At 62.7% G+C, this 23200-nt stretch carries 23 protein-coding genes and 1 pseudogene; 12 read left to right on the top strand and 12 right to left on the bottom strand.

What is annotated here, in order from left to right; genetic code table 11:
- Positions 1-44: 44 nt before the first annotated feature.
- Positions 45-2102 carry an LTA synthase family protein gene (locus PRJ_RS20250; RefSeq protein WP_104962307.1) on the bottom strand — a complete coding sequence of 686 codons (2058 nt, stop codon included), beginning with the start codon at positions 2100-2102 and terminating at the stop codon, positions 45-47.
- 139 nt (positions 2103-2241) lie between these two features.
- Positions 2242-2433, bottom strand: a complete 192-nt coding sequence (locus PRJ_RS20255; RefSeq protein ID WP_003252818.1) for a PLDc N-terminal domain-containing protein — start codon at positions 2431-2433, stop codon at positions 2242-2244.
- A 126-nt stretch (positions 2434-2559) separates the two neighbouring features.
- Here PRJ_RS20255 and PRJ_RS20260 point away from each other — a divergent pair, with 126 nt between their 5' ends.
- Entirely contained in the window at positions 2560-3498 is a 939-nt protein-coding gene (locus tag PRJ_RS20260) for a ZIP family metal transporter (RefSeq protein ID WP_162497228.1), read from the top strand.
- Between the two features lie 123 nt (positions 3499-3621).
- On the opposite strand, the gene PRJ_RS20265 is transcribed toward PRJ_RS20260, so the two are convergent.
- A complete protein-coding gene (locus PRJ_RS20265; RefSeq protein WP_104962308.1) occupies positions 3622-4152 on the bottom strand; it encodes a hypothetical protein in 531 nt (176 codons plus the stop codon).
- Positions 4153-4212: 60 nt separating this feature from the next.
- Positions 4213-4737: an ankyrin repeat domain-containing protein gene (locus tag PRJ_RS20270; protein WP_104962309.1), complete on the bottom strand. Its 525-nt coding sequence runs from the start codon at positions 4735-4737 to the stop codon at positions 4213-4215.
- 266 nt (positions 4738-5003) lie between these two features.
- Between PRJ_RS20270 and PRJ_RS20280 the strand changes: the two genes are divergently transcribed.
- Positions 5004-5276, top strand: coding sequence for a DUF3509 domain-containing protein (locus PRJ_RS20280; protein ID WP_003252809.1), 273 nt, complete (start codon positions 5004-5006; stop codon positions 5274-5276).
- Between the two features lie 155 nt (positions 5277-5431).
- Here the strand turns inward: PRJ_RS20280 and PRJ_RS20285 are convergent, their stop codons facing one another.
- The 3 genes from PRJ_RS20285 to aroC form a co-directional block, all read right to left on the bottom strand.
- Complete coding sequence (locus PRJ_RS20285) at positions 5432-5968, bottom strand: oxidase (RefSeq protein WP_104962310.1); 537 nt, start codon at positions 5966-5968, stop codon at positions 5432-5434.
- A complete protein-coding gene (locus tag PRJ_RS20290) occupies positions 5968-7122 on the bottom strand; it encodes an MFS transporter (protein ID WP_004577081.1) in 1155 nt (384 codons plus the stop codon). The genes PRJ_RS20285 and PRJ_RS20290 overlap by 1 nt, the downstream gene beginning before the upstream one ends.
- A gap of 142 nt (positions 7123-7264) precedes the next feature.
- Positions 7265-8356 carry a chorismate synthase gene (aroC, locus tag PRJ_RS20295; protein WP_003252803.1) on the bottom strand — a complete coding sequence of 364 codons (1092 nt, stop codon included), beginning with the start codon at positions 8354-8356 and terminating at the stop codon, positions 7265-7267.
- 231 nt (positions 8357-8587) lie between these two features.
- On the opposite strand from aroC, the gene PRJ_RS20300 reads away from it, so the two are divergent.
- The 3 genes from PRJ_RS20300 to PRJ_RS20310 all read left to right on the top strand — a co-directional run bounded on the left by PRJ_RS20300 (position 8588) and on the right by PRJ_RS20310 (position 11870).
- Complete coding sequence (locus tag PRJ_RS20300; RefSeq protein ID WP_104962311.1) at positions 8588-9550, top strand: alpha/beta hydrolase; 963 nt, start codon at positions 8588-8590, stop codon at positions 9548-9550.
- Positions 9551-9615: 65 nt separating this feature from the next.
- Complete coding sequence (locus tag PRJ_RS20305) at positions 9616-10398, top strand: hypothetical protein (protein WP_003252799.1); 783 nt, start codon at positions 9616-9618, stop codon at positions 10396-10398.
- Positions 10399-10515: 117 nt separating this feature from the next.
- A protein-coding gene (locus PRJ_RS20310) for an IS3 family transposase (protein ID WP_104960958.1) occupies positions 10516-11870 on the top strand; the annotation gives its coding sequence in 2 pieces (ribosomal slippage) (positions 10516-10989 and positions 10992-11870; 1353 coding nt in all).
- Between the two features lie 90 nt (positions 11871-11960).
- Here PRJ_RS20310 and prmB read toward each other — a convergent pair.
- Positions 11961-12869: a 50S ribosomal protein L3 N(5)-glutamine methyltransferase gene (prmB, locus tag PRJ_RS20315; RefSeq protein ID WP_003252797.1), complete on the bottom strand. Its 909-nt coding sequence runs from the start codon at positions 12867-12869 to the stop codon at positions 11961-11963.
- A gap of 181 nt (positions 12870-13050) precedes the next feature.
- Between prmB and PRJ_RS20320 the strand changes: the two genes are divergently transcribed.
- The 5 genes from PRJ_RS20320 (at position 13051) to PRJ_RS20340 (ending at position 15982) form a co-directional block, all read left to right on the top strand.
- The gene (locus PRJ_RS20320) at positions 13051-13641 is read left to right on the top strand and encodes a cysteine hydrolase family protein (protein WP_003252796.1); all 591 of its coding nucleotides are present in this window, start codon (positions 13051-13053) and stop codon (positions 13639-13641) included.
- 85 nt (positions 13642-13726) lie between these two features.
- Positions 13727-14047: a hypothetical protein gene (locus PRJ_RS20325; RefSeq protein ID WP_104962312.1), complete on the top strand. Its 321-nt coding sequence runs from the start codon at positions 13727-13729 to the stop codon at positions 14045-14047.
- Positions 14048-14374: 327 nt separating this feature from the next.
- On the top strand, positions 14375-14935 hold the full coding sequence (locus PRJ_RS20330) for a Smr/MutS family protein (RefSeq protein ID WP_104962313.1): 561 nt from the start codon (positions 14375-14377) through the stop codon (positions 14933-14935).
- Positions 14936-15005: 70 nt separating this feature from the next.
- Positions 15006-15551: a GTP cyclohydrolase I FolE gene (folE, locus tag PRJ_RS20335; protein WP_003252789.1), complete on the top strand. Its 546-nt coding sequence runs from the start codon at positions 15006-15008 to the stop codon at positions 15549-15551.
- 59 nt (positions 15552-15610) lie between these two features.
- On the top strand, positions 15611-15982 hold the full coding sequence (locus PRJ_RS20340; RefSeq protein WP_010952857.1) for a glutaredoxin: 372 nt from the start codon (positions 15611-15613) through the stop codon (positions 15980-15982).
- 1022 nt (positions 15983-17004) lie between these two features.
- Here the strand turns inward: PRJ_RS20340 and PRJ_RS20360 are convergent.
- Positions 17005-17607 (bottom strand): glutathione S-transferase family protein, encoded by a 603-nt coding sequence (locus PRJ_RS20360; RefSeq protein ID WP_104887197.1) that lies wholly within the window; start codon positions 17605-17607, stop codon positions 17005-17007.
- A 144-nt stretch (positions 17608-17751) separates the two neighbouring features.
- Between PRJ_RS20360 and PRJ_RS20365 the strand changes: the two genes are divergently transcribed.
- The gene (locus tag PRJ_RS20365; protein ID WP_104962317.1) at positions 17752-18942 is read left to right on the top strand and encodes a benzoate/H(+) symporter BenE family transporter; all 1191 of its coding nucleotides are present in this window, start codon (positions 17752-17754) and stop codon (positions 18940-18942) included.
- Positions 18943-19038: 96 nt separating this feature from the next.
- Here PRJ_RS20365 and PRJ_RS30745 read toward each other — a convergent pair whose 3' ends face one another.
- Both PRJ_RS30745 and PRJ_RS30750 read right to left on the bottom strand, forming a co-directional pair.
- On the bottom strand, positions 19039-19920 hold the full coding sequence (locus tag PRJ_RS30745; RefSeq protein ID WP_371264248.1) for a methyl-accepting chemotaxis protein: 882 nt from the start codon (positions 19918-19920) through the stop codon (positions 19039-19041).
- 27 nt (positions 19921-19947) lie between these two features.
- A pseudogene (locus PRJ_RS30750) lies at positions 19948-20979 on the bottom strand (methyl-accepting chemotaxis protein); the annotation flags it as partial.
- A gap of 405 nt (positions 20980-21384) precedes the next feature.
- Here PRJ_RS30750 and PRJ_RS20375 point away from each other — a divergent pair.
- Positions 21385-22128, top strand: a complete 744-nt coding sequence (locus PRJ_RS20375) for an outer membrane beta-barrel protein (protein WP_104962318.1) — start codon at positions 21385-21387, stop codon at positions 22126-22128.
- A gap of 143 nt (positions 22129-22271) precedes the next feature.
- On the opposite strand, the gene PRJ_RS20380 is transcribed toward PRJ_RS20375, so the two are convergent.
- Positions 22272-23033: an SDR family oxidoreductase gene (locus PRJ_RS20380; RefSeq protein ID WP_064491201.1), complete on the bottom strand. Its 762-nt coding sequence runs from the start codon at positions 23031-23033 to the stop codon at positions 22272-22274.
- Between the last annotated feature and the right edge of the window lie 167 nt (positions 23034-23200).

A 23200-nucleotide genomic window follows, 5' to 3' on the forward strand; every position in this document is an offset into this window, starting at 1 on the left:
TGGGAGCGGGCAAGCCCGCGAATGGGCCGCAACGCGGCCCCGGTTTACTTCGGTGTGCCGTGCACCACGCCAGCGGTGTTATCCAGCAGGCTCTTGGTCGCCGTCTGGATATACGCTTCCAGCTTCTTGAGCATTTCCGGCTGGTCCGGGCTTTCGATCAGTTCGGCCTTGAACTCGCTGCCCAACTGGTAGCGGTACATCCGCGGGCTCATGTCCTTGGACTCGATCAGGATACGGTCACCCTGCACCAGCCCGACAATCTGCTCGCTGCCCGACGGTTTGATCATGCCCACGCCCTGGTCACCCTCGGGCAGGTTGAGCAGGTCGCGCCCCCAGCACTGGTGGCGAGCCTTGCCACCCAGGCGGCCCATGATGGTCGGCACGATGTCGACCTGGGTACCCACGGTGTGGTTCACCGCACCGAACTTCTCCTGAATGCCCGGGGCAATCAGCAGCAGCGGCACGTTGAAGCGGCCCAGGTCCAGCTCGGTAACCTGCTGGTGGTTGCCAAAGCCATGGTCACCGACGATGACGAACAGGGTGTCCTTGAAGTAAGGCTCCTTACGCGCCTTCTCGAAGAACTGGCCCAGCGCCCAGTCCGAATAACGCATGGCGGTCAGGTGCTCGTCCAGACGGCCCTGGCCGGTAACCTTCTCTACCGGCAAGTCCTTCGGCAGGGCATACGGCGTGTGGTTGGACAGCGTCTGCAGCAGCGCGTAGATCGGCTTCTTGCCATCGTGCCTGGCCAGCTCTTCGTTGCCCCGGTCGAACATGTCCTGGTCGGACACACCCCAGGTCGGGTCGGAGAACACCGGGTTGACGAAGTCATTACGGCCGATGAAGGTGGTCATCCCCTGGTTGCCGAAGAACCCGGACTGGTTGTCCCAGGCAAAGTCGCCGTTGTAGACGTACACGTCGTCGTAGTCACGGGCGCCGAGCAGGGCCGGCAGGCCCGACAGCTTATGGCCGCCTTCCGGGGTCTGCATCAGGTATTCGAAACCTGGCAGGTTGGGGAAGCAGGCCATGGTGGCGAACATGCCCTGGTGGGTATGGGTGCCGTTGGAGAAGAAGCGGTCGAACAGCAGGCCTTCTTTGGCCAGCTTGTCGAAGTACGGGGTGATGTTGTTGGGGCTGCCCAGCGCACCTACCGAGTGGCCGGCGAAGCTTTCCATCAGGATCACCACCACGTTCTTGATCGGCAGGGTACGGTCAGCCGGCGGCACAAAGTCGCGGCGGATAGCGGCTTCGTCGGCGTCGACCAGCGTGTCGTGGGCGGTCAGCAGTTGCTCACGCACACTTTGCGTGGCCACGTCCTGCTCCAGGACTGGCTTCCAGATGTTGGCACGGTCCTCGCCAAAGCGGCTCTTGGCGGCGTCGATCAGGGTCAGGGTGCCGTTCAGGCCCAGCTGGTTGACGAAGTTGGAGTCAGTGGTAAAGGCATCACCCCAGCGCATCGGCGGGCCCTGGCGCAGGGTGCCACGGGCAGCGGCCACGGCCACCAGCAGGATCACCATGAATACCGCCAGGCGCTTGTACCACGGGGCAACGCGGTGCAGGCCTTCGGCGCGGGTGGCGCGATCGATACCTTTGAACAGCAGGCTCAGCAGCCAGGTACCGAAGGCCCAGGCCAGCAGGTAGCGGACCACCGGGAAACCGTACCAGAGCATGCTCATGACGGTTTTCGGGTCTTCCTTGATGTACTGGAACACCAGGCCGTTGAGGCGCTGGTGGAACTCGCGGTAGAAGTCCATTTCCATCAGGCCGAGGAACATCACCACGCTCGAAGCGAGGGTCAGCCAGAAACGGAACACGCCACGCCGGGCCATGGCCCAGGGGCTGAGCATGGCCAGCAGCAGGGGGATGCTGATGTACACCACCACCCGCAGGTCGAAGCGCAAGCCGTTGAAGAAGCCTTCGGCGACCGTCGAATAAGGGGTATCGCCGACCATGTCGTTGTTGTAGGCCAGCAGCGCCAGGCGCACCAGGCTGAGCATCAGCATGATCACCAGGCCACTGAGCAGCGTGTAGGCCAGGTGGGATTTCAGGGTCGGCGAAAATGACGTTCGCGCGCCCTGTTGCTTCAAGGCGTCGGAGGTAGCCATGAATGGGAAGGTCCTAGGATTGCGGTTTGCGAAGAGGCGATGGCGCCAGGCCAACGCAGCATTATGCGGGTGCGGATTCTGTTTAAACCAATGTGAAAATTTTGTCACGGCCCCATTACTGGCTATGTCAGTACCGCGCCTAGAGCCGCACATTCCCCCGCGGCCCGGCAATTGCCCAGATCACCAGCCCCACCACCGGCAGCAAGGCGATCAACAAGATCCACAACACCTTGATGCCCACCTCGCTACCACTCTTGATCACGTTGAGAATGGCCCAGATATCCAGCGCCAGAATGATCAGCCCGACCAGGCTGTTGAAGGTTGATCCCATGTCTGAATTCCTGTCCAGAGGCTTTGCTGCACAGCATAGTCAGCTATCGCGCCAATAGAAGGGAATCCTTGGCGGATGTCGCAGGTCCCTCGATAGACTGACTGCATTCACTGATTCGAGGTTCGTATGCCACCTACCCACAGCCAAAGCGCCGCCCCACCTTCACTGCTGCAGGCCTGGCGCCAGCAAGCCATCGATACCCCCTGGCTCAGTGCCGGCCTGGGGCTGAGCCTGCTGGCGGTGGGCGTGCTGCTGGCCGCCAGCCTCTGGAACGCGGTGAACGGCGACCATGCCGACAACCTGCACCTGGCCATGCTGGGCGGATTGTCGGGCTTTGGCGCCACCGCACTGGGCGCCGTGCTGGCGGTGGTGCTGCGCGATGTCAACGCGCGCACCCAGGATGTGATGCTGGGCTTTGCTGCCGGCATGATGCTGGCAGCCAGTTCGTTTTCGCTGATTCTGCCAGGCCTGGAGGCTGCCCGCGAGATCACGGGCAATGGCCCGGCCGCGGCGTTTACCGTGGTGCTCGGCATGGGCCTGGGTGTGCTGCTGATGCTGGGCCTGGACCGCTTCACCCCGCATGAACACGAAAGCACCGGCCCGTGCGGGCCCGAAGCCGAGCGCATCAGCCGGGTGTGGCTGTTTGTGCTGGCGATTACCCTGCACAACCTGCCTGAAGGCATGGCGATTGGCGTGAGCTTTGCCAATGGCGACATGAACATCGGCCTGCCGCTGACCAGTGCCATAGCCATCCAGGACATCCCCGAGGGGCTGGCCGTGGCACTGGCCTTGCGCGCCACCGGGCTTTCCAACCTGAAGGCCGCGTTGGTGGCGATAGGGTCGGGCCTGATGGAGCCGCTAGGGGCGGTGATCGGGCTGGGGATTTCTACCGGCTTTGCCCTCGCCTACCCGATCAGCATGGGGCTGGCGGCAGGGGCGATGATCTTTGTGGTCAGCCACGAGGTGATCCCCGAAACCCACCGCAACGGGCACCAGACAGCGGCGACCCTGGGGTTGATGGGCGGGTTTGCGGTGATGATGTTTCTCGACACTGCGCTGGGCTGAAGATTGATGTTTCGTGAGCCGGCCTCTTCGCGGGCTCGCCCGCTCCCACAGGGTTATCACAGGGCCTGATGCGCTGGAGTACCTGAGGGAGCGGGCATGCCCGCTAACAAGCAATCACTGGTATCAGATGTGGACGGCGACTTTCAAAGCCTCCAGCGCCGGCTCGACCTTGATGCCCAGCGCTGCACCCAGCTCCATTACCCGTGCCAGGTCCTGCTGCCCCACCATGACCATCTGCAGCTCGTCATCGAGCAACTGGCTGAAGTTGAGCAGCACATAACCACCCGCCTCCTTGTTCAGCGCGCCCATCTGCACCTGGATGCGGTTGAGCGCGGTCAGTGGCTCGGTACGGGCCAGTTGCTTGGGCTTGAGGGTAAACGGCACGCTGTTGTCGAACGAATCACTGATCTGCTGAAACAGCTCCTGATAGCTGTCGGCCTGGAACACCACGGTATCCGGCAGGCTGCCCAGCACCACCCATTCGCCCAAGGGAATCGGGAAAGTGTCGTCGTAGTTGATGTCGGGGTTGGCGGCCAGGAAGGCGGCAGGGTCGGCGTAGGCCTGGGCGGCCTCGTCGGCGATACGCTCGATGTCTGCCTCACGCATGCAGCCGGCGCCAATGAGGCTGATGAATTCGAGCAACTGAGTTTTCATGAAAGGGGGCCTGCGACGGGTGAAAAGTCGCCAAGGATAGCCGCAAATGCCCCCTGGCGGTTAGCCGGCCAGCGCTTGCAAGCGCGCGGCAGTGTCTGCTGCGCCCATGGTTTGCGCTGCCATCAGGGCAGTGATGCCGCGGGCATCCTGGTGCGCCGGGTTGGCCCCTTGTGCCAGCAGGTAGTCGAGAATTTCGCTGCGGTTGAACATGGCCGCCAACATCAGCGCGGTGCGACCGTCCTGTGCGGCGGCATCCACCGGCACGCCATGCTCCACCAGCAGGCGAATCATCGCCAGGTCCCCTTTGAATGCGGCACCGGCAATCGGCAGCTGGCCGTTGTCGTTGGCAATCAGCGGATCGGCACCTTGCGCCAGCAGCACGCGCACCGCCTCGTGGTGACCGTGGTAGCTGGCCAGCATCAGCAGGGTATCGCCCTTGTGGTTACGCAGGTTGGCCGGCAGGCCGCTGGCAAGCAGGCGCCCGAGCATGTCGGCGTCGCCCTGGCGGGCACGTTCGAACACCTGCTCGGCGAACGCAGCGGTTTCGTCATCGTTCATGGTGGCGGGTGCGGCTTGGCTGGACATAGGGAACCTCCTGGCATAATTGATGGCCCAAGTGTTCGTCAGGCATGCCATTGCGGTCAAAGGTTCAGATTCTATGAAACCGATAGGCAAACCCTGACCCGTGCAAAATGCACTGTGCAAAATGCACGACCGTGCAGCCTGCACGATGCCGCATCTGCAAACCCCACGTAACCCACTGTATTTACTGGTTTTTTCGCCAAACAGGATTCTGGCACGGTCACTGCAACCATCAACTCATGTCTGCCACACAACAGCCAGGAGTTGATATGGACCTCATCCAGCAAAAGTTCGCATCGGTATTTTCGGCCTATCAGGTGAATACCAAAGCCCGGCCCGATGGCGGTGTACTGCTTACCCTGCGCGCAGCGGATGGCAAGGTTACCCGCCGGGTGCTGACCTATGGGCAACTGCACAGTGCCGAACAGTTGTCCTGGGCGATCAGTGCTATCCGTCGTGACCTGGCTGAAGAGGCCAGTGAATTGCCGGTCATCTCGATGCTGCAGAGCCAGCAGCGGTTTGCCCTGCCGACTTACCGCTGAGGGGTGTATTGCCTGAACTGGCCTCTTCGCGGGTAAACCCGCTCCTACATTGACTGCGCGATGTCTAAGGGCGGCGCAACATTGACTGCGCGATGCCTAAGGGCGGCGCAACCAATGTAGGAGCGGGTTCACCCGCGAAGAGGCCGGCAATGCGATTACAGCTCGTCGATCCCAAGAAATGCCCGCGCCGTCACATCCCCGGTAAACCGGGCCTCCACACCCTGCTCGCTGCCATACAAGCGCAACGCCAGGCAAAACGGTGTATCACCCAACTCAACCCAACGCCGCGTCCCGGCCGGCACCAGCAGCTGGTCACCCTTCTCGCACAGCACCGAATACACCCAGTCCCCCAGCCGCAGGCCAACCTGCGCCCGCCCGCTGATCACGGCAAACAGCTCGTCGGCATCATGCACATGTTCCTCACGCACATCGACCTGTGCCGGGTCTTCACCGTCACGGTTGAGCAGCGCGAAGGCCTTGCTACCATGCGCCGTCATCAACTCATCCAGATACACGCGGCAAACCTCCAGCACCTCGTCCTGGGCCGTGCCCGGGCGCACCCGCAGGCCAGGTTCGGCATGCACAAAGCGCACGCCCTGCTCGGCCAACGTAGCGGCGATGTCGTCGTGGTGAGTCAGCACCTTGTTCGGCAGTGCCGGGCTGGCGGGGTGGAAAACGCTGAGAATGCTCATCAGGGGCGGGTCCTGGTCGGTTGCGAACAAAGGGCAATGATAACGGCTGCGGCCAAGGCTGCGGCACTGGCCATACCAAAGGTGAAGGTGGGGCCCAGCAGCTTCCAGCTGTAGCCTGAGTACAGCGCCCCCAGCGCACCGCCGGTCCCCGACAGCGCTGCGTAAAGCGCCTGGCCCTGGCCCTGCTGGCGGGCACCGAAGCTGGCCTGGACGAAGGCGATGCTGGCGGCATGGAAGCAGCCGAAGGTGGCCGCGTGCAGCAGCTGGGCGAAGATCAGTACTGCCGGCTCCTGCGCCAGGTTACCCAGCAGCAGCCAGCGCAATGCCGCCAGCAGGAAGCTGACCAACAACACGCGCTGCACGCTGAAACGGGCGAACAGGCGGCTCATGACCATGAACATCAGCACCTCGGCCACCACCCCAAGCGCCCATAGAAGGCCGATGGCACCGCGCGTGTAGCCCAAGTGCTCCAGGTGCAGGGTAAGGAAGGTGTAGTAAGGCCCGTGGCTGAGCTGCATCAAGGCCACGCACGCGTAGAACGCGATCACCCCCGGGGCACGCAACTGCTGCAGAAAGCCCCCGGTGCCGCTGCGCCCGCCCTGCTCCACCGGCTGGGCATTGGGCACCCACAGGCTGGCGGCGACGATGCCGGCCATGATCGTGACCAGCGCCACCGGGTAGATGTCCAGGCTCAACCATTCGAACAAGCGGCCCAGGCCAACCACGGTGAGGATGAAACCGATCGAACCCCACAGACGTACCTGGCTGTAGCGCGACGTCTGCCCGTGCAGGTGGGCCAGGGTGATGACCTCGAACTGCGGCAGCACCGCATGCCAGAAGAACGCGTGCAGGGCCATCACCAGCGCCAGCCAGGCGTAGCTTTTGCCGAAGAAGATCAGGGCGAAGGTGGCCAGGGTGCACAGCGCGCCAAGGCGGACGATCAACAGCCGCTGGCCCGTGCGATCGCCCAGCCAGCCCCACAGGTTGGGGGCCACGCAGCGCATCAGCATGGGGATGGCCACCAGCTCGCCGATGCGCGCCGGGGAAAAACCCAGGTGGTCGAAGTACAGCGCCAGGAAAGGTGCGGTGGAGCCCAGCAGGGCGAAATAGAACAGGTAGAAGCTGGACAGGCGCCAGTAGGGAATGGGTTGCATGGGGTGGCCTTGTGGGGACCTGGGCCGGCCTCTTCGCGGGTGAACCCGCTCCTACGCGGATTTCACCCTGTCACTGCACCTGAGGGCAGTGATATCCCAATGTAGGAGCGGGTTTACCCGCGAAGAGGCCGGCGCAGTTGGATCAGCGCTGGCCCAGCACCGGGGTATTCACTTGCACATCGGCATTCTGCGCACGGTGGCGCAGCAGGTGGTCCATCAACGCGATGGCCATCATCGCCTCGGCAATCGGCGTGGCACGGATGCCCACGCACGGGTCGTGGCGGCCCTTGGTGATGACGTCCACCGGGTTGCCATCGACATCGATCGAGCGGCCCGGGGTGGTGATGCTGGAAGTGGGCTTCAGTGCCAGGTGGGCAACGATCGGCTGGCCCGAGGAAATACCGCCCAGAATGCCGCCCGCGTTGTTGCTGAGGAAGCCTTCCGGGGTCAGTTCGTCCCGGTGCTCGGTGCCGCGCTGGGCCACACTGGCGAAACCGGCGCCGATTTCCACGCCCTTGACCGCGTTGATGCTCATCAGCGCATGGGCCAGCTCTGCATCCAGGCGGTCGAAGATCGGCTCGCCCAGCCCGGGCATCACGCCTTCTGCGACCACGGTGATCTTGGCGCCCACCGAATCCTGGTCTCGGCGCAGCTGGTCCATGTAGGCCTCCAGCTCAGGTACTTTGTCCGGATCGGGGCTGAAGAAGGCGTTCTGCTCCACCGACTCCCAGGTCTTGAACGGGATTTCGATCGGGCCCAGCTGGCTCATGTAGCCACGCACGGTGATGCCCTGGGTGGCCAGGAACTTCTTGGCGATAGCGCCGGCGGCCACGCGCATGGCGGTTTCACGGGCCGAGCTGCGGCCGCCACCGCGGTAGTCGCGGATACCGTACTTGTGGTGGTAGGTGTAGTCGGCGTGGGCCGGGCGGAACAGGTCCTTGATGGCCGAGTAGTCCTTGGACTTCTGATCGGTGTTGCGGATCAGCAGGCCGATCGAGCAGCCGGTGGTGCGGCCTTCGAACACGCCGGAAAGGATTTCCACCTCGTCGGCTTCCTGGCGCTGGGTGGTGTGCCGGCTGGTGCCGGGCTTGCGCCGGTCAAGGTCGTGCTGCAGGTCGGCGAGGGAAATTTCCAGGCCCGGTGGGCATCCATCGACAATGGCGACCAACGCCGGGCCATGGCTCTCGCCAGCGGTGGTGACAGTGAACAGCTTGCCGTAGGTATTGCCGGACATGGACGCTCCGCGAGTTCTGCCTGAAATGGACGAAAGCAGCAGTATACAGATGGTTGGGTGGCCTGTGCTGGCCTCTTCGCGGGTAAACCCGCTCCTACACGGTCACCACCAGATTCCAATGGTGTGCAGCCCCCGTAGGAGCGGGTTCACCCGCGAAAGGGCTAGACCTGCCCTGCATAGAACCTTCCCGCCAACAGTGGGTCAAACCCACATCTCCCCATGTAGTACCGCATGATGTCGCGCCTCGTCGCCTTGCTCTTCCTGCTGTGCACCGGCCTGGCCCAGGCCGCCGCCCCCACTGTACTGCAACGCCCGATCGACCTGGACACCGGCCAGGGCGTGCTGCACGGCAGCCTGCTGCTGCCGCAACAGGACACCCCGCCGCCAGTGGTGCTGATCATCGCCGGCTCCGGCCCCACCGACCGCGACGGCAACAACCCGGCGTCGGGCCGGGTCGACAACCTGAAGCGCCTGGCCCTGCTGCTGGCCAACGAACACATTGCCAGCGTGCGTTACGACAAACGCGGGGTGGCCGCCAGCCAGCCGGCCACGCCTGACGAGCGTGACCTCAGCGTGGAGCGCTACGTGGCCGATGTGGTCGCCTGGAGCCACAAGCTCAAAGCCGACCCGCGCTTCGGCCCGCTGATCCTGATTGGCCACAGCGAAGGCGCACTGATTGCCAGCCTGGCCGCCGAGCAGGCTGGCGCCAGCGCAGTCATCACCCTGGCCGGCAGCGGCCGGCCGCTGGCCGAGGTGCTGCACGAACAACTGGCCCAGCGCCTGCCGCCCGCGCAACTGGCCAGTGGCAGTGCCCTGCTCGACCGCCTGCAGGCCGGGCAGACCAGCCTGGACGTGCCTGCGCCGTTGCGCCAGGTGTTTCGCCCCAGCGTGCAGCCGTACCTGATTTCGCTGTTCCAGCAAAACCCGGCAGCCGCCTTTGCCCGCCTGCCCATGCCCGCGCTGATCGTGCAGGGGCGCAACGACGTACAGGTGGACGTGGCCGACGCCCAACGGCTGAAAGCGGCCAAGCCAGATGCACAACTGGTCCTGATTGATGGCATGAACCACATGCTGCGCATCAGCCCCAAGGGCATGAGCCAGCAGCGCGACAGCTACCTCAACCCCGAGCTGCCGCTGGCGCGTGAGCTGGGCGAGCGAATTGTGACGTTCATCCAGCATTTGCCTTCGGCGTAAGTCAAACAGGCTCAGGTCTCAGCCATGCCTGCCGATACAGCAGGCATAGCTGAGGACAAGCCCTGATGACCACCTCCCCCACCGCCGTCGAGCCGGCCGAAGAACCCCAGGAAATCCCCGCCCTGCCCTGGGCCGAGCTGACCGCCGAACATTTCCAGCTGCTGCGCCTGGCAGCACTGCCTACCGACCGCAGCACCGGCGCGCGGCCGCTGCGTTTTGTGCAGTTCGGCTATGCCGAGCGCCATGACAAGGCACACAGCCTGCTGCGCATGGAAATCCAGTTGCCTGGACAGAAAGTGCACAAAGAGCAGAACCGCCTGGACATCCGCGTCGACCATGCCGAGCGCCTGGTGCGCATTGGCAATGAACATGGCCTGCAACTGGAACCGGTGAACCGTGGCATCGGCCGTTTCATGCTGGCCCAGGCCGCGCAGTGGTTGCAGCGCAGGTGGTCGCACTACCGGGTTGAAGGCATGGCGCTGCCGAGCAAGGATGCCCTGAACGAGGACTCACGCCTGCGCCGTGACCACTGCTTGCGCGGGGTGGGTATCGAGGTGCAGTACGAGGACAGCCAGCACCTGAAGGGCCGTACCGCGGATATGACCGTGGGCCAGCTCAAGGCCGCCTGGAGCAACGAGCGCCTGCAGCGGGTGGAGATTCTGGATGCCGCCAACCTGCTGCAGCAGGCGGACCAGCAACTGCAGGAAAAGGAAGGGCAACTGCGCGAGCGGGATGAGCGCGTGGCCAAATACCAGCGCGAAGACGGCGGATTGCGTTTCACCATTACCTGCCTGGTAGCGTTTGCCGTGTTCCAGGCAGGGCTGTTGATCTGGATTGCTACCCGCTAAGACCGCATCAGCCGGTGGAGATTGGGGCCGCTTCGCGGCCCATCGCGACACAAGGCCGCTCCCACAGATTGGACTGCCCCCAAGAAGTTGGACACCAATCCAACCCTTGGGGGATCTATGGGTAAGTACACCGAGCAATTCAAGCTCACAGCGATCACAGCCTACCTGGATGGCAGCAACGGTTTCCGAAAGGTGGCTCAACACTTAGGTATCGATTTCAGCCTGCTTCGACGCTGGGTGGCCAGTTATCAGGCCAATAATGGCATTGGTCCAGGCTCGCATGGGCGGCGCTATACCAGTGATTTCAAACAGCAGGTGCTTAGCTATATGCACGAGCATCGGCTTTCGCTGCGCCAGACCGCTGCCCACTTTGGTCTTGGGCAGTCCTCTCAGATAGGCATTTGGCAGCGGCAGTACTACAGTGGCAGTCCTGCACCCTCTACTGCCATCAAGCCAAGAAAGCCAATCGACGTGTCGAAGAAGATCAAGCCTGCCAAACCCACCGATACCAATGATGATCAGAAGTCTCGAGATCAGCTGATGGCTGAACTTGAGTACCTGCGCATGGAGAATGCTGTCCTAAAGGAGCTCAAGGCTCTGCGCGAGGAAAAGGAACGAACACGCGGGAAAAAGCCCTGATCGTTTCCAAACTCAAGCGCAGGTTTCCTTTGCCTGACCTCCTTCAGTTGGTCGAGCTGGCGCGCAGCACCTTCTACTACCAGCTCAAAGCTCAGCAGAAGCCAGACCGGCATGCTGAGCTCAAGGCATTGGTGCATCGCGTCTATCACGAGCAGAAACGGCTTTATGGTTATCGCCGTATCGCACTCGTAATCAGGAAGGAAAAGCGGGTGAACAAGAAGGTCATTGAACGGCTGATGGCTGAGCAGGGATTGAAATCAGTAGTGCGCCCCAAGAAATATCGCTCCTATCGAGGTACCGTCGGCAAAGTGGCAGCGAATGTACTGGAGCGAAATTTTGTCGCTCAACGCCCAAACCAGAAGTGGGTGACTGACGTAACCGAGTTCAAAGTAGCTCAACAGAAGCTCTATCTGTCGCCCGTGATGGATTTGTACAACGGCGAAATCGTGGCCTACGAAATGGCCAGTCGCCCGTGCTATAGCCTGGTTGGGAACATGCTTGGCAAAGCGCTCGATTGCCTGGGAGAGAAACCGAAGCTCGTGTTGCATTCGGATCAGGGATGGCATTACCAGCAGGCGCAATACCGCCGTAAGCTAAGCGAATGCGGGATAAAGCAGAGCATGTCTCGAAAAGGCAATTGCCTGGACAACGCGGCCATGGAAAGCTTCTTCGGCACGCTCAAATCTGAGTTTTTCTACCTGAAGCGTTTCGAGAGCATTGATGAGCTGAGAGCGGGTCTGGATGAGTACATTCACTACTACAACCATGATCGCATCAAGCTGAGGCTCAATGGCCTGAGCCCTGTGGAGTACAGGGCTCAGGCTGCAGCTTAAAACTGTCCAACTTTTGGGGGGCAGTCCAGATTGATCGCGCACCTTGTGGAGCCTTGTGTCGCGATGGGCTGCAAAGCAGCCCCAAATAGCCTAAACGCGGGCCTTGAACAATTCCTGATGCTGGCGGCACTGCTCGGCGGTGAGCATGAACACCCCGTGCCCGCCACGCTCGAATTCCAGCCAGGCAAAGTCCACCTCTGGGTACAACGCCTCGACATGCACCTGGCTGTTGCCCACTTCGACAATCAGCAAACCCTTCTCGGTCAGGTGGTCAGCCGCTTCGGCCAGCATCCGCCGTACCAGGTCCAGGCCGTCGCTGCCGCAGGCCAGGCCCAGCTCGGGCTCATGGTGGTACTCGGCCGGCATGTCGTCGAAGTCTTCGGCATCGACATACGGCGGGTTGGACAGGATCAGGTCGAAACGCTGCCCCGGCAAACCACCAAAGCCATCGCCCTGCACGGTGTACACGCGCCCGTCCAGGCCATGGCGCTCGATGTTCTGGTTGGCCACTTCAAGGGCCTGGAACGACAGGTCGGCCAACACCACCTCGGCCTCGGGGAACACGTCAGCGGCGACGATGCCGATGCAACCCGACCCCGTGCACAGGTCCAGAATGCGCGCCGGCTCGCTGGCCAGCCACGGCTCAAAACGTTTTTCGATCAGCTGGCCAATGGGCGAACGCGGCACCAGCACCCGTTCGTCGACGATGAACGACATGCCGCAGAACCAGGCCTCGCCCAGCAGGTAGGCGGCCGGTACACGCTCTTCGATACGGCGCTTGAGCAGGTGCTGAAGGCGTACTCGCTCGTCGTCCTCGAGCATGCAGTCCAGGTAGCTGTCGGCCACCTCCCATGGCAGGTGCACCGCACCCAGCACCAGCAGGCGGGCTTCGTCCCAGGCGTTGTCGGCACCGTGACCGAAGAACAGGTCATGCTCGTGGAAGCGGCTGACCGCCCAGCGGATGTAGTCGCGCAGCGTGCGCAGACGGGATGTGATCACGGGGTACTCCTATTTTCAGACCGGACAAAAGTCTAACAGCCCCACCCGCACATTTGTTCCTTTGCCTTGCCCAAAGGCTAGCCACAGGCCAGTAACCACGCCGCTTGCGTTGTCAACCATTCCCATTGGCGCCAAGGCAGGGGAGAATAGGTATACAAAAGCCCTATCCAAGGAGCCCTTGATGTCCGTTCCAACCACGATGTTTCGCCTCACTGGCCGCGACTATCCGCCGGCCAAGCTGAGCCACGCCAGCCTGATCATCATCGATGCACAAAAGGAGTACCTCAGTGGTCCCCTGAAGCTGTCAGGCATGGACGAGGCCGTGGCCAACATCGCCAGGTTGCTCGACGCCGCCCGTAAAAGCGGCCGTCCGATCATCCATGTTCGCCACCTGGGCACTGTTGGTGGCCGCTTCGACCCCCAGGGGCCGGCTGGCCAGTTCATTCCGGGGCTGGAGCCGCTGGAAGGTGAAATCGTCATCGAAAAACGCATGCCCAACGCGTTCAAGAACACCAAGCTGCACGAAACATTGCAGGAGCTGGGCCACCTGGACCTGATCGTCTGTGGTTTCATGAGCCATTCCAGCGTCAGCACCACCGTTCGCCGCGCCAAGGACTATGGTTATCGGTGCACCCTGGTAGAAGACGCGTCGGCCACCCGTGACCTGGCATTCAAGGACGGCGTCATTCCGGCCGCGCAGATTCACCAGTGCGAAATGGCCGTGATGGCTGACAACTTCGCTTGCGTGGCCCCCACCGCCAGCCTGATCTGAGCGGCTTGCAGGACCGCCCGGCAGCCGGGCGGAACCGGATGGGCAGCAGCAGGTCGAATTCCGGATATCCACCGAGGAGAGCGGAATGAAGCTTAAAGGCAGTTTCGACGCCAAGCGCCTGCGCCCGCGCGAGCCGCGTAACTGGGGCGCCCGCCTGGCGGCCGGCCTGTCGGCCCTGCTGGCGACGCTGGGCGTATTGCTGGCCATGGCCGGCGTCGCCGGGCTGCTGGGCAACTACCCTGCCCTGCAGGAATTGAATGCCAACAAACCGTTGTCCGGCACCCTGGCCGTGGCCGGCCTGCTGTTGCTATGGCTGGGCGTGCGCTTCTGGCGGCGCAGCCGTATCCGCTTGCGCCGCGGGCGGGAGCTTAACCTGTCGCCGCACCTGATGAAGAAGCACGATTGATGGTTTTGCGTAACCTGTGCGGGCCTCTTCGCGGGTAAACCCGCTCCTACAGGTACCCCGCCGCCTTCAGGCTCTGTGACATCCCCGTAGCAGCGGGTTCACCCGCGAAGAGGCCCGCACAGGCTGCCCCGGCAACTCATGCAGTGAAGCTGAAATCCTCGGGGGCGCTGCGCACCCCTTTCGCGACACAAGGCCGCTCCCACCCCGATCGCATCGGCCTGAAGCCATGTGCAATCCCCGTAGGAGCGGGTTCACCCGCGAAGAGGCCCGCACAGGCTGCACACGGCCCCACAGTCGCGTAAACTACGCCGCCTACGTGGAGGCATCATGCAAGACGACGATTTTTCCCTGTTCAAGGCCGAAGTGCGCGGCGTAAAGCCGATCCGCCACGACCGCGCCGAAGTCGGCAAGCCCAAGGCCGACCGCCAGCAGCTGGCCGGCCTGCGCCAGGCGGCAACCGTGCGCAGTGACAAGGCTTTGGTCATCGATGGCATGTCCGACCAGTTCGTCATCGACGTAGGCGCCGAAGACGAGCTGATGTGGCGCCGCGATGGCGTACAGGAAGGCCAGCTGCGCAAGCTGAAGCTGGGGCAGATTCCGTTCGAGGGCAGCCTCGACCTGCACGGCATGACGGTGGAAAAGGCCCGCGAAACCTTGTGGGACTTCATCGCCGAAGCCACCAAACTGGAGGTGCGCTGCGTGCGGGTGACCCACGGCAAGGCCGCGCGCCTGGACGGCAAGCGCCCGATGATCAAAAGCCACGTCAACACCTGGCTGCGCCAGCACCCGCAAGTGCTCGGTTTTGCCTCGTGCAGTGCCCGCCACGGCGGCACCGGCGCGGTGTATGTGATGCTGAAGCGAACCATGCTCGAAGGCCGCGACGAGTAACGCCGCGCTTGCAGCGCCGCCCTCACCGCCGTACCCTTCGTTTTTGCGATTTTTTCCCACAGGTAGATCCATGTCCCTGGAACAGAACTACACCGAGATCCTCAGCCAGATTGGCGAGGACGTCTCCCGTGAGGGCCTGCTCGACACGCCCAAGCGGGCTGCAAAGGCGATGAAGTACCTTTGCCGCGGTTATGAGCAAACACTGGAAGAAGTCACCAACAACGCTTTGTTCAGCTCTGACAACAGCGAAATGGTGCTGGTCCGGGACATCGAGCTGTATTCGATGTGCGAACACCACATGCTGCCGTTCATTGGCAAGGCACACGTTGCCTACCTGCCGAAGGGCAAGGTACTGGGCCTGTCGAAGGTGGCACGTATCGTCGACATGTACGCCCGCCGCCTGCAGATCCAGGAAAACCTCAGCCGCCAGATCGCCGAAGCCGTGCAGCAGGTAACCGGTGCCGCGGGTGTGGCCGTGGTGGTCGAAGCCAAGCACATGTGCATGATGATGCGCGGTGTCGAGAAGCAGAATTCGACCATGATCACCTCGGTGATGCTGGGTGAGTTCCGCGACAACGCCGCCACCCGTAGCGAGTTCCTCAGCCTGATCAAGTGATTGGTTGCTGACCCCGAGCCGACCCTTCAGGGTCGGCTTTTGCATTTCAGGAGTTGCCCATGATCGTCAAAGCCCTGCGGGTTGGCCTCGGCCAGCTCATCGTCTTCGGTGACTGGATCAGCCGCCCGGCCAAGCGCAAACGCGACGCCGCCGCCCAGGCCCGCATCGAGCAAGCGGCCAAGGGGCTGGCGCTGTACCAGTTCCACGCCTGCCCGTTCTGCGTCAAAACCCGCCGCACCCTGCACCGGTTGAACGTGCCGGTGGCGCTGCGCGACGCCAAGAACGACCCGGTGCACCGCCAGGCCCTGCAAGAAGGTGGCGGCCGGGTGAAAGTGCCATGCCTGCGCATTGAAGAAGCCGGCAAGGTGACCTGGATGTATGAGTCCAAGGCAATCATCGCTTACCTGGATGAGCGGTTTGCCGCCATCTGACTGACGCTGCAGATCCCTCTGTGGGAGCGGGCGAGCCCGCGAAGCAGGCACCGCGGTGGTTGGCACGGGCTGCGCCCGTGTTCGCGGGCACGCCCGCTCCCACAAGGGTTGCGCAAGCGCCTGGAAAACAGGTCCTTTCAACCCACCATCGGCACATGCCGCGGGTGGCTGCTGAGCCGCTCAAGCCAGACCCTAACCGCCGGAATAAGCGGTTTGCCGCCATCTGACTGACGCTGCAGATCCCTTGTGGGAGCGGGCGAGCCCGCGAAGCAGGCTCCGCGGTGGTTGGCACGGGCTGCGCCCGTGTTCGCGGGCACGCCCGCTCCCACAAGGATTGCGCAAGCGCCTGGAAAAAAGGTCGGTTTTCAACCCACCATCGGCACATGCCGCGGGTGGCTGATGACCCGCTCAAGCCAGACCCTAACCGCCGGAATAAGCGGTTTGCCGCCATCTGACTGACGCTGCAGATCCCTTGTGGGAGCAGGCACCGCGGTGGTTGGCACGGGCTACGCCCGTGTTCGCGGGCACGCCCGCTCCCACAACGATTGCGCAAGCGCCTGGAAAACAGGTCGGTTTTCAACCCACCATCGGCACATGCCGCGGGTGGCTGCTGACCCGCTCAAGCCAGACCCTAACCACCGGAATAAGCGGTTTGCTGCCATCTGACTGACGCTGCAGATCCCTTGTGGGAGCGGGCGAGCCCGCGAAGCAGGCACCGCGGTGGTTGGCACGGGCTGCGCCCGTGTTCGCGGGCACGCCCGCTCCCACCACAACGATTGCGCAAGCGCCTGGAAAACAGGTCGGTTTTCAACCCACCATCGGCACATGCCGCGGGTGGCTGCTGACCCGCTCAAGCCAGACCCTAACCACCGGAATAAGCGGTTTGCTGCCATCTGACTGACGCTGCAGATCCCTTGTGGGAGCGGGCGAGCCCGCGAAGCAGGCACCGCGGTGGTTGGCACGGGCTGCGCCCGTGTTCGCGGGCACGCCCGCTCCCACAAGCCTGGAAAACAGGTCGGTTTTCAACCCACCATCGGCACATGCCGCGGGTGGCTGCTGACCCGCTCCAGCCAGGCCCTTACCGCCGGGTACTCTGCCAGGTCGAACCCGCCCTGCTGCGCCACATGGGTGTAGGCATACAACGCCACATCGGCAATCGAGTACTGCTCACCCACCAGGTAAGGCGTCATCTGCAACTGGCGCTCCATCACCTTCAGCGCCTTGTAGCCGCCTTTGTGCAACTTGCGGTACTCGTCCAGGCGCTCGTCCGGCAGCCCCAGGTAGAACTGGATGAACCGCGCCACGGCAATGTACGGCTCATGGCTGTACTGCTCGAAAAACTGCCACTGCAGCACCTGGGTACGCAGGCGCGGCTCGCTGGGCAGGAACTCGCTGCCATCGGCCAGGTAGTTGAGAATGGCGTTGGACTCCCACAGGTAGCTACCGTCTTCCAGTTCCAGCACCGGTACCTTGCCGTTAGGGTTCATCGCCAGAAACTCGGGCGTTTCGGTCTCACCCTTGAGAATGTCCACCGGGTGCCATTCATACGGCCGGCCCAGCAGGCTCAACATGAGCTTGACCTTGTAACAGTTACCCGACTGGTAGTCGCCATAAACCTTGTACATCGACCCTCCCTGCAAAGCAGTTTCGCAATTGCGCCCAATATTTGGCGACTGTACGGCTAAAAGCAATGGCCGCTGTATGGCAAGGATCAACCTTGCTCGCTGTAGTCTGAAAAAACTGCTTACACCTTTACAAGGATTTTGTTCATGACCGATGCCACTTCCGCACGCCTGCGGCCCCTGGCAGACACCTCCCCCTCGGCGGTGGTCGCCGGCTTCATTGCCATGCTCACCGGCTATACCAGTTCGCTGGTGCTGATGTTCCAGGCCGGCCAGGCTGCCGGGCTGACCACCGCGCAGATCTCATCCTGGATCTGGGCGCTGTCGATCGGCATGGCGGTATGCAGCATCGGCCTATCGCTACGCTACCGCACACCGATCACCGTCGCCTGGTCCACCCCCGGCGCGGCGCTGCTGATCACCAGCCTGGGTGGGGTCAGCTATGGCGAAGCCATTGGCGCCTACATCACCTGCGCCTTGCTGGTGCTGGTGTGCGGCCTGACCGGCAGCTTCGAGCGCCTGGTCAAACGCATCCCGGCCTCGCTGGCCTCGGCGCTGCTGGCGGGCATCCTGTTCAAGATCGGCAGCGAAATCTTCGTGGCCGCGCAGCACCGCACGCTGCTGGTGCTGGGCATGTTCTTCAGCTATCTGCTGGTCAAGCGCCTGTCGCCGCGCTATTGCGTGCTGGCCGCGCTGCTGGTGGGCACGGCATTGTCCGGCGCGTTGGGCCTGCTGGACTTCAGCGGCTTCCACCTGGAAGTGGCCAAGCCGGTGTGGACCACCCCAAGCTTCTCGCTGGCGGCAACCATCAGCATCGGCATACCGCTGTTCGTGGTGGCCATGACCTCACAGAACATGCCCGGCGTGGCCGTCCTGCGTGCCGACGGCTACCAGGTACCGGCCTCGCCGCTGATTTCGGCCACTGGCTTTGCCTCGCTGCTGCTGGCGCCGTTCGGCTCGCACGGGGTCAACCTGGCGGCGATCAGCGCGGCGATCTGCACCGGGCCGCATGCCCATGAAGACCCAGGCAAACGCTACACCGCGGCAGTGTGGTGCGGGATTTTCTACGGGATTGCCGGGGTGTTCGGGGCCACCTTGGCGGCACTGTTCGCGGCATTGCCGAAAGAGCTGGTGCTGTCGATTGCGGCACTGGCCCTGTTTGGTTCGATCATGAACGGTTTGACCGTGGCCATGAGCGAGGCGCGTGAGCGGGAGGCAGCGGTGATCACCTTTATGGTGACCGCTTCGGGGCTGACCTTGTTCTCGATTGGTTCGGCGTTCTGGGGGATTGTGGCGGGGGTGTTGGCTTTGGTGATTCTTAACTCGCGTAGGGGGTGAGGGTTGTTGTTGCCTGGGGTGGCCTCTTCGCGGGTAAACCCGCTCCTACGACGGGAAATCACACAACCCGCGAATGGGCCGGCACAGGTAACGAGATTACAACCTGAAATGCCCCACCATGCCCTTCAAATCGGTGCCCAGCTGCGCCAGCTCGACACTGGACCGGGCATTGTCCTGCATCGCCAATGCCGCCTGGTCCGCACTGCCGCGAATCTGCGTGACACTGCGGCTGATCTCTTCCGCCACCGAACTCTGCTGCTCGGCGGCTGCGGCAATCTGCTGGTTCATCTGCTGAATCAATGACACCGCTGCGGCAATGCTGCCCAGCGCACTTTCGGTCTGCAGTGCATCGGCCACGGCCAGCCGTACCAGCTCGGTACTGCCGCGGATCTGCGCCACCGACTGTTGGGCATTGCCGCGCAGGCTGGCCACCAAGGTCTCGATCTGTTCGGTGGATTGCCGGGTACGCCGCGCCAGCGCGCGCACTTCATCGGCCACCACGGCAAAGCCGCGCCCCTGCTCGCCGGCGCGGGCAGCCTCGATGGCGGCATTCAGCGCCAGCAAGTTGGTTTGCTCGGCCACGCTCTTGATCACTTCCAGCACGTCACCAATGGTGTGGATTTCGGCACTGAGGCTGTCGATGCCGGCGCTGGCAGCTTCTGCCGCCGACGCCAGCTGCTCGATGCGCTGCATGCTCTGGCGCACCACCTGTTGGCCGGTGTCGACCTTCTCGTCCGCGGCCTGGGCCGCCTGCGCCGCCTCCTCGGCATTGCGCGCCACATCGTGGACGGTGGCAGTCATCTGCTGCATGGCGGTCGCCACCTGTTCGGTTTCCTCCTTCTGGCTGCCCACCTCACGGTTGGTCTGCTCGGTCACCGTCGACAACGCCTGGGCGCTGCCGGCCAATTGTTCGATACCCTGCTGCAAGCCGCTGACAATGCCCGAGAGCCCCGCCGCCATCTGCTGCATGGCCTGCATCAGTTGCCCCACCTCATCCCGGCGCGGCGCCTGGGCGTCGAAGCCCAGTTCACCCGCCGCAATGCGCTGGGCGCGAGCGATCACATGCTTCAACGGGCCGACCACAGCGCGGGTAATCAGCCAGGCCGCCAACACGCCGACAAGCAACGCCAGCGCCGTGGCCAGGCCGATGGCGATGGCATTGCGCTGCAGCTCGCCTTGCAGGGCCTGCTCCTGCCCAAGATAGGCTTGGTCGACACGCCCGGTAACCCGCTCGGCGCTGGCTTGCAACTGCGCCTTCAGCCCCTGCTCGCGGGCCAGCTGGTCGGTGTATTCGTTGAGTTTTTCCGAGAAACTGCCAATGTGCCCCGCCACTTCGCCCAACACACTCTGGTAACCGGCATCGCCAACCGCGCCTTGCAACTGGCTGACCAGGCCAGCGGCCTCCACCGTCTGGGCAATACGCTCCTGGCTCACACCCTCCTCGCCCTTGCGGCTTTTTTCCAGGCGTACCCGTGCTTCGTCCATGGCCTGCAGCATCAGCCGCGACACCTGGGCCACCTGCGCGGCTTGCTCAAGAAACTCGCCACCCTGCTGGCCCTGGGACTGCTTGAGGGTGTACACGCCGTCATCGGCCAGGCCGGCCTGCAGCACATCAAGGTTGTTGGACACGTTGGACACCGACCAGCTGGCCATGTCCAGCGCCAGCTCCTTGGCTTGCACGGCCTCGACAAAGGCTTCGAATGCCTGGCCATAGGCGGCGAGATCGGTTTGCGCCGCCGCCAGCGCCGGCAGGCCTCGGGCGCGTTCAACCAAACCCTGCAGGCCGCCACGCAAAGCGTCGGCCTGCTGCATGTCGGAGCGCAGGGCAAACGCCTGCTCATGCTCGCGCAAGCGCAGCAAGTCGGTATTGAACTGGGCCAGCTGACGCAAGCTGTCGAAGCGCTGGCCAACGCTTTGCAACGCCACGACGCCGATGGCCGCCACCGCCAGCGTCAGCAGCAGCACCAAGGCAAAGCCCAGGCCAAGTTTGCGGGCCATGCCCAGGTTGGCCAGCACACCGTGCTTGCTCGTGCCCATCACCGATCCCCTTTCAGCCAGTGAGGTTATCCCGAAGGCTAAGGGTGGCAACGTTATCTGCCAATGAACAAGGGCCTGGCGTCAGAATAGTGTCAAATAGCTATGTCTTGTCGTTTTTGACTGCAAAAGGGTCGCTTTCAGTGCCAGCTGTAAAAGATATCACTAGGCCATCAATGATAGCCCGTCCCTCAACCTGCGACGGCACCTGCCCATATTAAATCGACGCAAGTAAAACATTCATTTATTCCAATCCACACTTTATCGAACACTATTGACGCCATTAAATTTGCGCCAAAAGTGGGGTATTGAAATTTTTTTAAACACCCCTGCACACAATAAAAACGTCGCTATCGTGATCGGTAACTGGCCCGTTCTCCGGACCTGCAGTGCACCCTGGAGTTTGCAATGAAAACAGCCATGTTTACTGCTGTGGTCACCCCGTTGCTGCTGTTTACTGTGCCAACCGTTGGCTATGCCGAAACTTCCACCGCCCCGTTGTTCACCCTTGGCCTACAAGGGAGCTACACCCAACTGGAACTCAACGGCCGTAATAATGAAACCGAAGATATGCCCGAAGGTGGCTTATTCATTAACTACGGCAACAAGATGACGGCCAGGCAAGGCCTTGTCTACCAGGCCGAAGCCAGCGGCATGTACTCGAAACAGCATGACCAGAAGCTCAAGGACGGCCAGGCCGACCTGGACCTGGGCTGGCGCTTGGCACTGGCCGAACGGCATTCAGTCGACCTGCTGCTGGGCGCCGGCTACAAGTGGAACCGGTTGGAACCCAATACCAGTCGCCATGATGTCGACCTTACCAACCGCACGCCGTTCGCCAAACTGGCGGCGGGGTACAATTACCGCTTCAATAATGCCACCTTGCGTTTCGAAGCGGGCATACGCCAGGTTATCAATGGCGATTCGCAATTGAAAATACATGGCGTCAGCAACGAAGAGGTTGATTTGAAAGATACCACCAACCCCTTTGCCGAACTTAGCGTGCTGTTCAACCAACACGGTACTGTGCCGGTATACGCTTCGCTTTACTTCAGCCGCTACAACTATGAACTGGACGGGCAGTTCCTGATGACCGACTCGGACGAACAAACCCGTGACGAGTACGGCCTGAAAATAGGCGTCAGCTTTTAGCCGAGTGGCCGGCTGGCTGCCCGGCTTGCTCAGAACGGCCTGGGCACGCCCCTCCTGTCCATACGCGACATCGTAGGCTTTGGCCTGGTGATCGCATTTGTCAGGGGCGGGCTTGCCCACAAAGCAGCCCGCACGGCATCCACTCAGATCGCCGTAGCCCCACCATCCACCGTCAGGCAATGCCCGGTGGTAAACGCCGCGCCATCACTGCACAGGTACAGCACGGCGCTGGCGATTTCCTCGACCTTGCCAATGCGCCCCACCGGGTGCATGGCTGCGGCGAACTCGGCCTTGCGCGGGTCGGCCTGGTAGGCGCGGCGGAACATGTCGGTGTCGATCACGGCCGGGCACACGGCGTTCACGCGGATGCCCTTCTTGGCGTACTCGATGGCCGCCGACTTGGTCAGGCCGATGACCGCATGCTTGCTGGCGCTGTAGATGCTCATCTTCGGCGCCGCCCCTAGCCCCGCCACCGACGCGGTATTGACGATGGCCCCACCGCCTTGGGCCAGCAACAAGGGCAACTGATACTTCATGCACAACCACACGCCCTTCACGTTCACGCCCATGATGGCATCGAACTCCGCTTCGCTGCCTTCGGCCAGGCGGTGTTGCTCGATCTCGATCCCGGCGTTGTTGAAGGCGTAGTCCAACCGGCCATATGCGGCAATCAGGCGCTCATGCAACTGGCGCACCTCGGCGTCGCGGGTCACGTCGCAGGCAATGAACAGCGCTTCGCCGCCCGCCGCGTGGATCTGCGCCACGGTGGCCTCACCGCCGACCGGGTCGAGGTCGGCCACCACCACTTTCATGCCCTCGTGGGCGAACGCCAGGGCGGTTGCCCGGCCGATACCGGCAGCCGCGCCGGTCACCAGGGCTACCTGGCCAGAAAACGTCATGCTCATCGCGTGCTCCTGTGAGGGTTTGGGGTGGGGTTCAGAGCATAGTCAGCCACCACTCGGCCGGGCAGCATCATCACAGCAACGGTTGGGCTACCATGCTTGTCAGTGATTTTAAGGAACCGTCTTCATCAACAAGGTAGATTGAACGCCTTACGCCCTCCACCGCCCAC

Source organism: Pseudomonas sp. XWY-1, from assembly GCF_002953115.1.
GTDB classification, from domain to species: Bacteria; Pseudomonadota; Gammaproteobacteria; order Pseudomonadales; family Pseudomonadaceae; genus Aquipseudomonas; species Aquipseudomonas alloputida.

Coding starts and splice junctions, on each gene's coding strand:
- PRJ_RS20250 (WP_104962307.1), bottom strand. CDS start 2,102: ATGGCTACCTCCGACGCCTTGAAGCAACAGGGCGCGCGAACGTCATTT.
- PRJ_RS20255 (WP_003252818.1), bottom strand. CDS start 2,433: ATGGGATCAACCTTCAACAGCCTGGTCGGGCTGATCATTCTGGCGCTG.
- PRJ_RS20260 (WP_162497228.1), top strand. CDS start 2,560: ATGCCACCTACCCACAGCCAAAGCGCCGCCCCACCTTCACTGCTGCAG.
- PRJ_RS20265 (WP_104962308.1), bottom strand. CDS start 4,152: ATGAAAACTCAGTTGCTCGAATTCATCAGCCTCATTGGCGCCGGCTGC.
- PRJ_RS20270 (WP_104962309.1), bottom strand. CDS start 4,737: ATGTCCAGCCAAGCCGCACCCGCCACCATGAACGATGACGAAACCGCT.
- PRJ_RS20280 (WP_003252809.1), top strand. CDS start 5,004: ATGGACCTCATCCAGCAAAAGTTCGCATCGGTATTTTCGGCCTATCAG.
- PRJ_RS20285 (WP_104962310.1), bottom strand. CDS start 5,968: ATGAGCATTCTCAGCGTTTTCCACCCCGCCAGCCCGGCACTGCCGAAC.
- PRJ_RS20290 (WP_004577081.1), bottom strand. CDS start 7,122: ATGCAACCCATTCCCTACTGGCGCCTGTCCAGCTTCTACCTGTTCTAT.
- aroC (WP_003252803.1), bottom strand. CDS start 8,356: ATGTCCGGCAATACCTACGGCAAGCTGTTCACTGTCACCACCGCTGGC.
- PRJ_RS20300 (WP_104962311.1), top strand. CDS start 8,588: ATGATGTCGCGCCTCGTCGCCTTGCTCTTCCTGCTGTGCACCGGCCTG.
- PRJ_RS20305 (WP_003252799.1), top strand. CDS start 9,616: ATGACCACCTCCCCCACCGCCGTCGAGCCGGCCGAAGAACCCCAGGAA.
- PRJ_RS20320 (WP_003252796.1), top strand. CDS start 13,051: ATGTCCGTTCCAACCACGATGTTTCGCCTCACTGGCCGCGACTATCCG.
- PRJ_RS20325 (WP_104962312.1), top strand. CDS start 13,727: ATGAAGCTTAAAGGCAGTTTCGACGCCAAGCGCCTGCGCCCGCGCGAG.
- PRJ_RS20330 (WP_104962313.1), top strand. CDS start 14,375: ATGCAAGACGACGATTTTTCCCTGTTCAAGGCCGAAGTGCGCGGCGTA.
- folE (WP_003252789.1), top strand. CDS start 15,006: ATGTCCCTGGAACAGAACTACACCGAGATCCTCAGCCAGATTGGCGAG.
- PRJ_RS20340 (WP_010952857.1), top strand. CDS start 15,611: ATGATCGTCAAAGCCCTGCGGGTTGGCCTCGGCCAGCTCATCGTCTTC.
- PRJ_RS20360 (WP_104887197.1), bottom strand. CDS start 17,607: ATGTACAAGGTTTATGGCGACTACCAGTCGGGTAACTGTTACAAGGTC.
- PRJ_RS20365 (WP_104962317.1), top strand. CDS start 17,752: ATGACCGATGCCACTTCCGCACGCCTGCGGCCCCTGGCAGACACCTCC.
- PRJ_RS30745 (WP_371264248.1), bottom strand. CDS start 19,920: ATGCAGGCCATGCAGCAGATGGCGGCGGGGCTCTCGGGCATTGTCAGC.
- PRJ_RS20375 (WP_104962318.1), top strand. CDS start 21,385: ATGAAAACAGCCATGTTTACTGCTGTGGTCACCCCGTTGCTGCTGTTT.
- PRJ_RS20380 (WP_064491201.1), bottom strand. CDS start 23,033: ATGAGCATGACGTTTTCTGGCCAGGTAGCCCTGGTGACCGGCGCGGCT.